The following is a 14566-nucleotide window of genomic DNA, read 5'->3' as shown; positions in this document are numbered from 1 at the left end:
CATCTATACTGTTTAACATTATAGGTAAATCATGAGATACAAATCTTTTTTGTATTCTGTAGTTTGACTTTACATACATTTCAAACTGTCTATGATTATCTAACAATTTTCCTTTGGCATGTTGTGGTATCGTTAAGTCTTGTATTATATGGCATGCTGCTCCAAAATAAAACATACTTCTTTCATAGTTCTTCGTAGCAAAAAATTTAAGTGCTCTATTATAATAACTTTTAGCCACTGTCATAGCATTTTCTTCATATCCAAATTTCCCTCTTTTTACAACAGGATTATAAAAATGATGATAGCTTTTAAAATCCTGGTCTGCCCATATAAGTCCTTTATTTATTTGAGGTATAAATTCATTAAATAAATTATACTGATCCCTATATCCGCAATCTTTTAATATATTAAGAGCATTAGCTTGAATAAATATATGAACTTCACAATTTGTATTAATAACACTTTTTTTTATTGGATTTACAACTTTAAATGTTCCTGATAAAGCTTTCGCATATGCGTTTTCTAATTTGTTCCTCATTTTCCATCACCTAGAGTCATTTATTTCTAAAATAGTCTTCCACTCCGTCTGCAATACTTTGCATTAATTTTCTTTGATAATCTGGATTTGACATCATTTGGTCTTCATTATAATTACTCATAAATCCCATTTCTACTAAAACTACTGGTACCTTAGACCAGTTAAATCCAGTCAAATCTCCTCTTTGAAATATACCATTTAAATTTATTCCTGCTTCATTCATACTTTGTTTAATTGATTCTGCACATTTATTACTATCTTCATAAATTGCAGAAGTATACTTACCGCCTTCTTCAGGAATTAAAATTGAAGCTCCTGTTTTTGATGAATTATCTAAACTATCTGCATGTACTCTTATTACCATATCTGCTTTTTTTTCATTAGCAAGTGTTGCTCTTTCTGAATTACTTATATTAACATCGTGACTTTCTCTTGTCATTATAATGTTATATCCTTTACCTTCTAATATATGTTTTAAAACAGTAGATGCTTCTAAATTTAATACATATTCTGGTTTTTTTGTAGCTATACCTGCTGTTCCAGATGACACTCTAGCCTTTTTGTTAGATGAACCCGGTCCTACAGGCTCTAGATTTGGGTCTCCTTTTTCTTGGTGTCCTGGATCTATGCATATTAAGTAATTGTTATTTGGTTTAGTTGAATTATTTGACTTATTGCTAGGTTTATTGTCAGTTGTTTTATCGCTATTTTTTTTGTTGTCTTGTTTATTTTGAATATCTTGTTTATTTATCATATTAGTGTATTTTTGTAAATTTGTGATAGGATTTGAAGTTCCTATAAGAATTATTCCCATAGCAATTATAACTGTTACTAATAGTCTATACTTCTTCATAGATGTACCCCTTTCATATATATTTGATTAGTTTTATCACTAATCAACACATATGATATTATTTCCATATTTTTTAATTTTTATTTAATTTATTATAATTTTATTTAATTTATTTCAATAGATTTTTATTATTATATTTTTGCATTTATACTTATATATTATACACTCAAAAAAAATCATAACAATTCATCTAAAAAAGTACTTATACTAAAAAGGTAAAAAAACACTTAATTAAATTTAATTAAGTGTTTTTTTATTTAAATTTCAACACATTTTTAATTTAGCTAAATTTATACATTGTCTTTTCTTGAAAAGTACGGTTTAATTGAATCTGTTTTCCAAGCATCAAAATGTAATTGCTGTGCATCCTAATATTAAAGCACCGATAAAACATTAAAGTATTGACAGAAAGAAGGTGTTTTATGTTTTTAAAAAATTCAAATTATAAAAATCAAAAGTCAAATAAGTTAAATTTTATATTAATTGTATCTTTTTTATTTTTAGTATATTTTTTCTCAAATAATTTAATTTATGCACAAATTCAGGAAAAAAATGAACCAGATTATTTGATACCTATAGGAAATGTACTACAAATCGATGCTGAATTAAAGAATATTATTGTTAGAAATCCTCTTGGAAACTCTTCTTTTCAAGTTGGAGATGCTGTAATTAATGTAAACGATGTTCCTATTAATAGTTATACCGATTTTTCAAACACACTATATTCTTTGTCTAATGACGATAATATACCTGTTTTAATTAATAGAGGTAATCGTCTAATGACTTTACATTCAACTAAAGATACTTTAGAAAAAATTAATTTTAATAACCTACTTTCTGGGTTTGCTACTTTAACTTATATAAATCCAGAAACTAATGAATTTGGAGCTGTTGGTCATCCTATAAATATAGGATCTTCTAGAAAAATATCTATTAAAAATGGATGTATTTCTACTACTACTGATTTAAATATTCAAAAATCATTAAAAGGTAATGTAGGTTGTATAAATGCAAAAAGAAAAGCTACTATCGGAGAGTTTAATAAAAATACTAATTTCGGAATAAGAGGTAACATAGTTAATTTCGATACTTCAAATTTAGAAAAATATAAGGTTGCATCTTTAGATGAAGTTAAATTAGGAAAAGCTCAAATTATTTTACAAACAAATTCACAAGGATGTCAAAAATATGATATTGAAATAATTAATATTGAAAAACAAAAATCTCCTAAATCTAAAACATTTAAAATTAAAATAATAGATAGAAATCTTTTAATACAGACTGGTGGTATTGTTCAAGGTATGAGTGGTACTCCAATTGTTCAAAACGATAAAATTATAGGAGCAGTCTCTCATGCTATTGAAAATGATCCTTCTACTGGATATGGTGTATTTATAAAATGGATGTTGAAAAATAATTAATAAGTGCATTATTAATTAATTTAGCTATGGTCTGAAATTTTTTTATAAGAAATAATATTTCAGACCTAGCATAAATCAATTAATAAGTTTTTTAGGTATATTATTAATTATTTGTATTTGTTTTTGTGTCAGTCGTTCCTCTTGGTAATATATTTGGTACATTATTTTCTGGTATATTCACATAATTTTGAGGTACATTTCCCACTATGATAGTTTCACATATTGGAATTTGTGCCTTAACTTCTTTTGTTGAAGTTGTAAGCGGTATAACAACCTTGACTTGGGTTTTAGCTTCTAAATAAATTCTGTGTCTAGTTTGATTTATGCCTGATGATTCAAATTTTGTTTTAAAATCAACGGATACTGTTCCTATTGGTTCTATAGATACTTTTAATTTTGGTCCATATTTTGCTAATATAGGACTACCTAAAGCTGTTCCTATTGGTATATAAGAACTAGTTGTTTTTACTTTTTTTAATTCATCTTGTATCTCTAAAGCTACAGCTGAAGCTATCTCATTCATCATTATTGTATTAGCTTGTATCATAGCTATATTTCCATTAGAGTCTAATTGTATTTTCATTAAATCTTCGTAGTTAATCTTCCCCTTTACCATTTCAGCTACAGACTTATTTATAGATCTATTTGCAAGCTCTAGTGCTTTGGTTTCTGCAAGTACAGTAATAGTTGGTCTTAATGTTCTATCTATGTATAAGAAGCTTCCTATAAAAAAAGATAATATAAATATAATAATAAATATAGCTGCTGTTTTTTTTAAACTATTATCTTTAACTTCAATTATAGACTTTTTCAAAATAATACCCCCTTGAATTTTATAAAAATAGTTTCCTATTTTATAATATATGCATTGTATATCCTACATATTTTTTATAATATAAGTTAAAAATATTTAAATAATTTCACTTATTATCTTGTTTAAAATTCATTTTAAATTAGAAGCATTTTCATATTTATTATAGAAAATTATTATTATTAATACTTTAAAGATATATAATATAAATAAACAACCGTAGTATTATAACATATTCATTTTTATGTTTAAATCACAAAATTATTCATATATGTGTTATAATATTGCATTAAGTAAGGAGGTTAAACTTATGACTAATGATAATAATAAAAATGGAAATAAAATCAGAAGAAGACAAGTTAGCCCCTCTACTAATAAAACTAGTTCAACTACTAGACCTAATCCTAACAGGTCTAGTAATGTAAACAGATCTAATACATCGAACAGGCCTAATTCATCAAACAAACCTAGTTCATCAAGTAGATCTAGTTCAACTAGTACTAAAAAAATTTCCAACTCTAACAAGAAAAAACAAGATAAATTCAAGTTTTTAAGAGTTGCTGGAACAGTCTTTTTAGTATTATTAGTAGTTGGTGCAGCTGCAGGTACTGGATTAGCATTTGCTTCTTTAAGAGATGTATCCCCAGTTACTAAAGCTTTATTGGACGAAAAGACGTATCAAACAACTAAAATCTATTACTCTAATGGTAATTTATTGTCAAATGCTCCTAGTATCAATAAAAAAGAACCAGTTAAACTCGATAAAATTAATAGCAATTTAAAAAATGCTGTTATATCTATAGAGGATGAACGTTTTTATGAACATAAGGGTGTAGATTTAGTAGGTCTTGCAAGATCTGTAGTTAAAACATTAATGGGTACTAAGCAAGGTGGTAGTACAATACCAATGCAGGTATCAAAAATGCTGTTAACATCTACAGAACAAAGTATACCTCGTAAAATAAAAGATATTTATTATGCTTACGAAATGAGTAAAAATTTAAGTAAAGACGAAATTTTAGAATCTTATTTAAATAACTTCTTCGTAGGAAAAGGCCTTATAGGCGCTGAAGCTGGAGCTCGTGGTTATTTTGATAAGTCCGCTTCTGAATTAAAATTAGAAGAAGCAGCATTATTAGCAGGATCTACTAAGAATCCATCTAGTTACTCTGCTTATGTTACTTCAAAGTTAGATGGAACTGAAAGTAAAAGTGATTTAGAAAGTAAATTATTATTTTTTGCTAATACAAATGATGATAATTTTGATGACCCTACTGATGCTGACTTTATTCTTGTTGATAAGTTAGAAAGTTGGGGACTTGTTCATGATAAAGATACATATAAACAGCTTAAAGCTGGTACTATGGTGGTTAGAAAGGCCGTAAACAATCCTAAAGCTAAGAAAAGACAGGAAGTTGTTTTAAAGAAAATGTTGGAACTTGGTTATATAACTCAAGAAGAACATGATAAGGCAGTTGCTGCTCCAATTAATATAAAGCTTCCAAAATCATCTGAAAAGGTTGCTACATCGGTAGAAGACCTTATAGAGTATGATGTTATAGATGCTTTAATGGCTCAAGGTAATACGAAAGATGAGGCATATAATATGTTCTATAGCGGTGGTTTAAAAATAAATACTACTATAGACCCAAATATGCAAGACACTTTAGAAAAACAATATGATGACAACAGAAATTTCCCTGGTCATACAGTAGGCCCAGATGGAATAAGTCAGCCTCAATCTTCAATGGTTATTTTAGACTATAGAACAGGGCAAATAAAAGCATTAGTTGGTGGTAGACATGTTACAGGACGTAAAACTCTAAATAGAGCTACATATCCTCAACAACCAGGTTCTACTATAAAACCATTATCAGTTTATACTCCAGCAATAGATACTTTAAAAATCACTCAAGCTAATTCTGCAAGTGATGCTAAAGGTGGATATAAATTTAGTAAAAATAATAAATGGAATCCAAATACTACTACTGCAGGATATGGTTCTATGAGTTTACGTAAAGCTCTTGCATACTCTTCAAATACAATAGCAGTAAAAACCGCTGAAATGCTAGGCGGTAGTTATGAAGAATGTGTAGATATAATGATTGATTACTTAAAGAATTTTGGTATTTCAACAGTTGTAGATAATAAAACTGAAAAAGAAGATAAAACAGATAGAAGATTCCCATCTTTAACTTTAGGTGGTATGACAAAAGGAGTTTCTCCTCTTGAAATGGCTGCTGCTTATGGTACCTTAGCTAATGGTGGTGTTTATGTTGAACCAACTATATTTACTACTATAACAAGTTACGATAAACAGTTAATAGTTAAAACAACACCTGAAGAACATAAAGTTATAGATCCTGAAGTTGCTTATGTTATTACAGATATGTTACATTCTGTTATTACAGAAGGTATCGGTGGCTCAGCTGCTATAGGTAATGAAATGCCAGTAGCTGGTAAAACAGGTACTACGAATGAAGGTCTAGATGTATGGTTTGTAGGGTACACTCCATACTACGTAGGTGCAACTTATATTGGCGATGATGCTGGTAGAAAAGATCCATCTACCGGAACTACTATATCTCGTAGAACTGTAGCTGGAGGAAGTACAACAGCTGCTAGGTTATGGTCTAAGGTTATGACTGATGTTCACAAAAACTTAACCGTAACTAAATTTAAAGTACCTAGTAATATATACTTCAACAAAATCAACTTAATAGATGGCGGATTTTCATCTGGTGGTTCTAGTGCTGCATTTATAAAAGGAACTGCACCAACAAAAGCAAGTTCTCATTCATCAGTACAGCAACATCCTAAAAAGGAAGAATCTAATACTGAAGAAGCTCCAGCAAGTCAAAAACCAGAAGAAAAACCAAGTACTCCACCAGATAATGGCGGTAATACTACTCAACCAGATAATAACAATACTAGCGGTAATGGTGCTAATGCAATACCAACACCAACACCACCTCCAACAGATACAGGCACTACTACACCGCCTGATACAGGAGGAAGTGCTACTACACCACCTGCACAACAACCCGCTCAATAATACAAATAAAAAACTATCGTATGAATTCATACGATAGTTTTTTATTTGTATATAATTTTTCTTTTTAAGGTTTAGCTTTTGGGTTAAATATTACTGACATTGCATATCCAAAGAATACTGCTGCTGCTATACCTCCCGCCGTAGCAGTTGTTCCTCCTAAGAAAATTCCTAAAAATCCATCTGTTTCTATAGCTTTTATTACTCCTTTTGCAAGTGAATAACCAAATCCTATTATAGGAACTGTTGCACCTGAACCTCCTAAATTTACTATTGGTTCATATACTCCTAAAAAAGTTAATATCACTCCACTGGTCACATATGTAACCATAACATATGGTGTCTGCATTTTGAAATAGTCCATCATAATTTGAGCTATTAAACAAATTGTACCACCCACTAAAAATACTTTTAAATAATCAATAAGCATAATAATGCCTCCTACTCATTTACAATTACTACTGCATGTGCAATACAAGGAATTGTCTGTTTTTGCAGTGTACTAGTCGGAGATAACAATGCTCCTGTTGATACTAGCATAACTTTATTAAATTCTTTTTTAACTAATTTATTATAAATATATCCTGCAAATACTGTCGCTGAACATCCACATCCACTACCTCCACAGTGAACGTCTTGCTCTTCTAAATCAAACATTTTCACTCCACAATCAGTATATACTTTAGATATATCTATCCCTCTTTTCATTAATAAATCTTGAGTTATTTGTTTTCCTAGTTTACCCAAATCTCCTGTTATTATTAAATCAAAGCTATTTGGGTCATCTTTAGTATCTTCAAAATAAGCATCTATAGTATCTATAGCTGCTGGTGCCATAGCTGCTCCCATATTATTCCCATCATCTATTCCTTTATCTATTACTTTACCTGTAGTTATATATTTTACCTTTGGTCCATCTCCACTAGAAGCTATTAATACACTTCCAGCTCCTGTTACTGTCCATTGAGCTGTCATCGGTTTTTGATTTCCTAATTCTAGTGGAAATCTAAATTGTCTTTCTGCTGTACAATAATGACTTGAAGTTCCTGATAATGATAAATCTGCAAATCCTCCATCTACTATCATTGCACTTAAACTCATTCCTTCAGCCATTGTCGAGCACGCACCATATATACCAAAAAACGGAATATTTAATTCTCTTGCTGCAAATGATGCAGGAAAAAGTTGATTTATTAAATCTCCTGCAAACATATAATTAATATCTTCTAATTTTTTTCCAGATTTTTCAACTGCCTTTCTCATAGATGTTTGTACCATTTTGCTTTCTGCTAATTCCCAGCTTTTCTCTCCGTATAAATCATCAGTTAAAACCAAATCAAAGTAGTCTTTTAAAGGGCCTTGACCTTCTTTAGGCCCAACTACACACGCAGCTGATATTATAGTTGGTTTATTGTTTAACTTAATTGTTCTCTTTCCTATTCTTTTACTTTTCATACTCTACACCTCCTTATTTAAACATATTTAAAATGAAATATACTAGCCCACATAAAATAGAAGACCCTATTCCATAAACTAAAACCGGTCCTGCTATTTTAAATAAGTTTGCCCCTACACCTAAAACATATCCTTCTCTTTTAAATTCCATAGCTGGAGAAACTATAGAGTTTGCAAATCCTGTTATAGGAATTATAGATCCTGCTCCAGCCCTTTTTCCTATAAGATCATATACTCCTAATCCTGTTAAAAATGCACCTATAAATATTAATGTTATAGATGTTGCTGATGCTGCCGACATTTTATCTAAATTTGCAAATTGCATATACAAGTCATTTATACCTTGACCTATCATGCAAATAATTCCTCCTACTATAAATGCAAGTATATAGTTTTTTAAATATGTTGGTTTTGGACTTATTTCATCAACATATTTCTTATAATTTTTATCTTGATTTTGTGACATACTTATACCTCCTTAAATTATTAACCTTCCTAAAAATGAACCTAATACCTTTCCAATTAATAGTGATATAATTACATATTTCAAATAAATAACAGGTATTTTTAACCTTCTTGAAACTACTGGTATATAATCCATAATCTCTGTTAAGCCAGAACTTAAAAATCCTAAGAACACTCCATAACATAATCCGGATATTATAACTGAAAACTTTCCTAGATTTAAGTGAATATCTTGAAGGGACATTATACCTCCTAAGAAAGTTCCTATTACTAATATCATTTCATAAAATGGAACAAATTCTTTAGTATTGCTTACTTGTGACATTCTTGGAACTATTCCAATTAAAATTAATATAGCTACTACTCCTGAACCAACCATTATTCCTGATGAAATTCCAAATAGTGTTAAAAATATTTTCACATTAGTTATCCTTATCTCTTAATTGATTTGTTATTTCTTTATTTAATGAAACCATTTTTAAATCCATAGGGCTTGGTTCATCCTTTGCATATGTCGGAATAAATTTATTAAAAAAAAGAGCAACACCTAATCCAATTCCTAAAGAATAAGGTACTTGAAAATATGACAAATAACTCTTTCCATCTCCTGTTATAACATTTACTAACTTAAGTTGAGATTCTATCATATTTACATCTGCATGAAAGTTCATTATTCCCATAATAGATCCTAATAAAACTACCACAGATACTAGAAAAACTCTTATATACTTACTTCTATCTTTTTTACAATTATCAAAGAATATAATAGTATCTTCTGGTTTTAAAAAACTTATATGAACCTCTGGTAATTTATTTTTTATAGCTTGTATTATTTCCCCTAAATGTATAACATCATATTTTAAATTATTTTTGTCATAGCTTCTCAAACAAATATTATTAATACTTTTTTCATATTCATTAGGATAAATGCAGTATACATCTTTTATATAAATATTTTTTTTATTAATATTAAAAGGCTTTAGCTTCCTGGGTATTAAATAAATATCAATCATAATTAAATACCTCCCACTGATTTATTATTTGTAAAATAAAAAAAATAAACCTTTAATTTATAAGTAAGTTTTATTAGTATTTTGCTACTAATATCCACTTCCTATTCTTTTAATGGTTTATTTTTTATTAAATAATTTTGTTCATAGTGTATTTTTTTATGATTGGTATTTAATGACTGTAATATTTTAACTTATGTATGATTTTAATTTTGATAATACTTTCTTTTCTATTCTTGAGACTTGAACTTGTGATATGTTTAGCATTTCTCCTATTTCACTTTGAGTCCTATCCTCAAAGTATCTTAACATAATAATTTGTCTTTCTCTTTTTTCTAGTTTCCCTAAAATCTCTTTTAACAAAAGATTATCTACTACTTTTTCTTCCTCACTTTCTCCTTTCATGCTAATTTTATCTATTAGGCATATTGGAGAACCTTCTTCTTCATGTATAACACCATGTAAGTACTCTACATTGAAATTTGCCTCCATTGCCATTACTAAATCTTCCTTTTCAATATCTAATTCTGTTGCTATTTCTTCTATGGTAGGTTCTCTCCCTAGCTTTTTAGTTAAAATTTCAGACTGACCCTTAGCCTTTATTGCTATTTGTTTTAGAGACCTAGATACCTTTACCATACCATCATCTCTTAAATATCTTTTTATTTCTCCTAAAATCATAGGAACAGCGTAAGTAGAAAACTTCACATTAAATTTGGGGTCAAATTTATATATCGATTTCATTAGACCTATTGACCCTAATTGAAACAAATCATCTCTGTCATATCCTATATTTAGAAATTTAGAGACTACACTCCTAACTAAGCCTAAATTACTTGATATTAAAATTTCTTTAGCCTCTTCATTTCCATCTTGAACTTTTTTTATCAAATCCAAAGTTTCTTCATGGCTAAGCAACGCTTTTTTTTCTTGTTTATTGGTAATTATCCCCATAATAAAACCTCTATTCTATTGGACTTTATTTAGGTAAGTTTATTTTTTTTGTCATTACTATTTTTGTCCCCTCATCTTTTATAGAACTTACCTTTACATCATCCATAAAGCTTTCCATAACAGTAAATCCCATTCCTGATCTTTCAAGCTCTGGTTTTGATGTATATAGTGGTTGCATAGCTATTTGGACGTCATCTATTCCTTTTCCTCTATCTTCTACTACTACTTTTATTTTATTTTCTTCTATTTCGCATCTTATATATACTAATTTTGATTTGTCTTCTTCATATCCATGGATAATAGCATTTGTAACAGCTTCTGATACAGCAGTCTTTATATCCGCTAATTCATCTAACGTTGGATCTAATTTTGCTGCAAAAGATGCAACTATAACTCTAGCTAAACTTTCATTTTCAGATTTGGCAGAAAACTTAACTTCCATAATATTACTCATTATACACTCCCCCTTACAAAGAACTTACTGCATCTTCATATGTGTCATAAACATTTATTATATTGTTCATTCCTGATATATCAAAAATTTTCTTTACTCTTTGATTTATATTTATTACTGATACTTTTCCACCTTCACTAGAAATTTTTTTATATCTTCCAATTATAACTCCTATACCTGAAGAGTCCATAAAATGGATATTTTTAAAATCAAATATTATGTTTTTAATTTGCTTAGCGCTTAGTAAATCATCTATTTCTTCTCTAATTTCATTAGATATATGATGATCTAATTCGGTAGACATAAATTCTATTAATAAGTTTTTATTATCTAAAGAATGTTTTATCATTTATAATCCCCCCTACAATCTAAAAATAACGACTTTTAATCAATTCTATAATTTAAGTCTTTTTCCTTCAATGAAATTTAACTAGTTTTGTTTAATTATGTCTATGAAAGTTTCATTGTATGTTATTTGTCCTCCTATGTCTGATATATTACTTTCAGTTACATAGTTTGGATTCCCATGCTTTTTCCACCATCCTACATACATTTGTATTACATAATCACTAATACTATTATCAATATTAATTTCTACATCAATACATCCATTTTTTGATTTAATGCTAACAACCTCTTTGTCTCTTATACTTTTATTTATTGCCATCTTTTCATTAATATATGCTTTAGATATTCCTTTTTTATCCATAAAATGTTGACTAAACAATGTATCCTTACTATGATTTGTTAAAAGTCTAAACTTATTTTCATAATTTTGCTCCTTATAAATTTATTATTTATTAGTATATCATAAAAAAAATAGGTGAAGATTCATATTATGAATCTTCACCTATTTATATCAAATATCTATTTTTTCTTTCTATTAGCTTGCTCTATGTTTATCTTATTACCTTTTATTTTTATATCTTTCATTTTTTCTAATACTTTTTTAGCATTTTCCTTAGGAACTTCAACGAAAGTATATTTATCATATATATCTATTGTTCCAACTAATTTGCCAGGTATTCCAGCCTCTCCAGCTATTGCACCTACTATATCCTTAGCTTGTACTCTTTGGTTTCTACCAACATTTATGAATAGTCTAACCATTCCATCTTGAGCTCCAGTACCGCCTCTACGTTCTTTACGATCTCTACGATCTCTACCGTCTCTACTGTCTCTGTAATCTCTTGATTTTTCTTCAACTATTTCTTCTTTTAACTCATCACCTAATGCTAACTTAACAAGTGCAGCAGCTATATCTATAGTTCCATAATTTTCATCAGTACAGAAACTTTCTAACCATTGTAATTGTTTAGTTAAGTGACCTTCTTCTATAACCTCTTTAACTTTAGCAAAGAATGCTCCTACTTTCTTTTCTTCAACATCAGCTATTGATGGTATATCGTGCTTAACTAATTTAGCTTTAGTATATCTTTCGATATCTTTCATTTTTCTCATTTCTTTTCCAAATACAAAACTAAATGATACTCCTGTTCTACCTGCACGACCAGTTCTACCTATTCTATGAACATAGTATTCTTCATCTTGAGGTAAATCATAGTTAAATACTGCTTCAACATCATCAACATCTATTCCTCTAGCAGCAACATCTGTAGCTACTAATATATCTATAGTCCCATTTCTAAACTTATCCATAACTATATCTCTTTGAGTCTGCTTTAAATCCCCGTGTAATGCATCTGCAAAGTATCCTCTTGCTTGTAAATCACTTACTAATTCATCTGCCCCTCTTTTTGTATTACAGAAAACAACAGATAACTTAGGATTATAAACATCTACTAATCTGCATAAAACTTCTAATTTATTAGAATTTCTAGTTTCTATATAATATTGAGATATATTAGGAACTGTTATTTCTTTTCTAACTATCTTTATATGCTCTGGATTATTTTGGAATTTCTTAGTAAGATCTAATATTCCTTTAGCCATTGTTGCAGAGAAAAATGTTGTTTGTCTAGTCTCTGGTGTTTCATTTAATATCATTTCTATATCTTCTCTAAACCCCATGTCTAACATTTCATCTGCTTCATCTAATATAAGCATTTTTACATTATTCATTTTTAATGTTCTACGTTTTATATGGTCGATTACACGTCCTGGTGTACCTATAACTATTTGTACTCCACTTTTTAATGACTTTATTTGTCTATCTATTGGTTGACCACCATAAACAGGTAATGCTTTTATTCCGTGCATATACGTAGATAGTTTTTTTATTTCCTTAGATACTTGGATAGCTAGCTCTCTTGTCGGACAAAGTACTACCGCTTGTAAACTTTTATCTTCTGGATTAACTGTTTCTAATATAGGTATACTGAAAGCTGCTGTTTTTCCCGTTCCTGTTTGAGCTTGTCCTATAACATCTTTACCTGATAAAATTACAGGTATTGATTGTGACTGTATTGGAGATGGTTCTTCAAATCCCATCTCCGCTATAGCTTTTTTTATTTCCTCACTTATTGGTAAATCTTCAAATTTTGTTATATTCATATATTGTTTCCTCTCCGTTATCAATTAATCTTAACCTATCCATTATATATTTATTTTCAATAATATGCAATTAATATTTTATCCATATGATAAGATATTATTCACTTCCATATGTATATAACTATAGATTTTAGTTATATTATAATTATTTGTTTTAATTCTAAAAATATGTATTTTATACAATATACATAAAGTATAGTGTAACTATATATATAATATATGTAAATAACATTAATATCCCTTGTGCTCTATAAAGTTTGTTCTTTTTAATAGTAGGTAAAATTAATATAATTAGTAAACCTATCATAAACGGAAAGTCTATTCTTATATTTTGAGATAAAATTGGGATATCATTAGGTATTGCAGAAAATGCAGTTACTGATACTATATTTAATATGTTGGCTCCTAAAATATTTCCTACAGATATAGCATGATGCTTTTTCTTTATAGCTGTAAGAGATGATACTAACTCTGGCAAAGATGTTCCAAGTGCAATAACTGTTAAACTTACTATTCCTTGTGGAATTCCTAAAAAACCAGCTATTTCAACTCCGCTATCTACTAATAGTTTTGATCCCACTACCATCATTATTAATCCTATCGTAAATGTAATACCTATTTTCATAACTTCTGATAATTTAGATTTTGTAAAATTTTTAGTAATATTATTTCTATTATTATTTAATTTTCTATTACTTTTACCCATGACACTTTTGTAATTTGTAAACATATATATACCTAACATAATTATTAGTACTATAGAGTCATATTTTGTTATTGATCCATCTATTCCTACAATAATTAATAATACAACAGATATTAAAAGTAAAACAGATTTTGAAAAGAACATATCTTTATCTACTTTAAATGGACTTATAAAAGCTACCAATCCTAAAACTAATCCTGTATTACATATTATAGATCCTATTGAATTTCCTAAGCTCATTGTAGTATGACCATCTATAGATGCAACTAATGATACTGTAAGTTCGGGTAGTGTTGTTGCAAAACTTACTATAGTAGCACCTAATATTAATTC

General features: G+C 28.7%; 16 protein-coding genes. 2 read left to right on the top strand and 14 right to left on the bottom strand.

Annotated elements, in window-relative coordinates; genetic code table 11:
• Both CHF27_RS12485 and CHF27_RS12480 read right to left on the bottom strand, forming a co-directional pair.
• A partial coding sequence (locus CHF27_RS12485; protein ID WP_115976258.1) for a zinc dependent phospholipase C family protein occupies positions 1-538 on the bottom strand: 538 nt, incomplete at its 3' end.
• A 16-nt stretch (positions 539-554) separates the two neighbouring features.
• Complete coding sequence (locus CHF27_RS12480) at positions 555-1391, bottom strand: N-acetylmuramoyl-L-alanine amidase family protein (protein WP_095406832.1); 837 nt, start codon at positions 1389-1391, stop codon at positions 555-557.
• A 422-nt stretch (positions 1392-1813) separates the two neighbouring features.
• Here CHF27_RS12480 and CHF27_RS12475 point away from each other — a divergent pair, with 422 nt between their 5' ends.
• A complete protein-coding gene (locus tag CHF27_RS12475) occupies positions 1814-2812 on the top strand; it encodes a SpoIVB peptidase S55 domain-containing protein (RefSeq protein WP_095406833.1) in 999 nt (332 codons plus the stop codon).
• Between the two features lie 103 nt (positions 2813-2915).
• On the opposite strand, the gene yunB is transcribed toward CHF27_RS12475, so the two are convergent.
• Positions 2916-3626, bottom strand: a complete 711-nt coding sequence (gene yunB / locus CHF27_RS12470; protein ID WP_095406834.1) for a sporulation protein YunB — start codon at positions 3624-3626, stop codon at positions 2916-2918.
• A gap of 307 nt (positions 3627-3933) precedes the next feature.
• Between yunB and CHF27_RS12465 the strand changes: the two genes are divergently transcribed.
• Positions 3934-6678, top strand: a complete 2745-nt coding sequence (locus CHF27_RS12465) for a transglycosylase domain-containing protein (protein ID WP_115976255.1) — start codon at positions 3934-3936, stop codon at positions 6676-6678.
• Positions 6679-6742: 64 nt separating this feature from the next.
• Here the strand turns inward: CHF27_RS12465 and spoVAE are convergent, their stop codons facing one another.
• The 11 genes from spoVAE to CHF27_RS12410 all read right to left on the bottom strand — a co-directional run.
• Positions 6743-7105 carry a stage V sporulation protein AE gene (gene spoVAE / locus CHF27_RS12460; protein ID WP_115976252.1) on the bottom strand — a complete coding sequence of 121 codons (363 nt, stop codon included), beginning with the start codon at positions 7103-7105 and terminating at the stop codon, positions 6743-6745.
• 11 nt (positions 7106-7116) lie between these two features.
• Entirely contained in the window at positions 7117-8130 is a 1014-nt protein-coding gene (gene spoVAD / locus CHF27_RS12455; protein WP_115976249.1) for a stage V sporulation protein AD, read from the bottom strand.
• 13 nt (positions 8131-8143) lie between these two features.
• The gene (gene spoVAC / locus CHF27_RS12450) at positions 8144-8596 is read right to left on the bottom strand and encodes a stage V sporulation protein AC (protein ID WP_115976246.1); all 453 of its coding nucleotides are present in this window, start codon (positions 8594-8596) and stop codon (positions 8144-8146) included.
• Between the two features lie 12 nt (positions 8597-8608).
• Entirely contained in the window at positions 8609-9016 is a 408-nt protein-coding gene (locus tag CHF27_RS12445) for a stage V sporulation protein AB (RefSeq protein WP_115976243.1), read from the bottom strand.
• Between the two features lies 1 nt (position 9017).
• Positions 9018-9608 (bottom strand): stage V sporulation protein AA, encoded by a 591-nt coding sequence (locus CHF27_RS12440; protein ID WP_115976240.1) that lies wholly within the window; start codon positions 9606-9608, stop codon positions 9018-9020.
• 186 nt (positions 9609-9794) lie between these two features.
• Positions 9795-10559 carry an RNA polymerase sporulation sigma factor SigF gene (gene sigF / locus CHF27_RS12435; protein WP_115976237.1) on the bottom strand — a complete coding sequence of 255 codons (765 nt, stop codon included), beginning with the start codon at positions 10557-10559 and terminating at the stop codon, positions 9795-9797.
• 25 nt (positions 10560-10584) lie between these two features.
• Positions 10585-11013, bottom strand: a complete 429-nt coding sequence (gene spoIIAB, locus CHF27_RS12430; RefSeq protein WP_115976234.1) for an anti-sigma F factor — start codon at positions 11011-11013, stop codon at positions 10585-10587.
• Positions 11014-11026: 13 nt separating this feature from the next.
• Entirely contained in the window at positions 11027-11362 is a 336-nt protein-coding gene (spoIIAA, locus tag CHF27_RS12425) for an anti-sigma F factor antagonist (RefSeq protein ID WP_115976231.1), read from the bottom strand.
• 81 nt (positions 11363-11443) lie between these two features.
• The gene (locus tag CHF27_RS12420) at positions 11444-11740 is read right to left on the bottom strand and encodes a molybdopterin dinucleotide binding domain-containing protein (protein ID WP_330409800.1); all 297 of its coding nucleotides are present in this window, start codon (positions 11738-11740) and stop codon (positions 11444-11446) included.
• A gap of 140 nt (positions 11741-11880) precedes the next feature.
• Positions 11881-13527 (bottom strand): DEAD/DEAH box helicase, encoded by a 1647-nt coding sequence (locus tag CHF27_RS12415; RefSeq protein WP_115976225.1) that lies wholly within the window; start codon positions 13525-13527, stop codon positions 11881-11883.
• A gap of 175 nt (positions 13528-13702) precedes the next feature.
• A partial coding sequence (locus tag CHF27_RS12410) for a calcium/sodium antiporter (RefSeq protein WP_115976222.1) occupies positions 13703-14566 on the bottom strand: 864 nt, incomplete at its 5' end.

Source organism: Romboutsia maritimum, assembly GCF_002251085.2.
Classification (GTDB): domain Bacteria; phylum Bacillota; class Clostridia; order Peptostreptococcales; family Peptostreptococcaceae; genus Romboutsia_B; species Romboutsia_B maritimum.
This window is presented reverse-complemented; position numbering and strand designations above follow the sequence as displayed.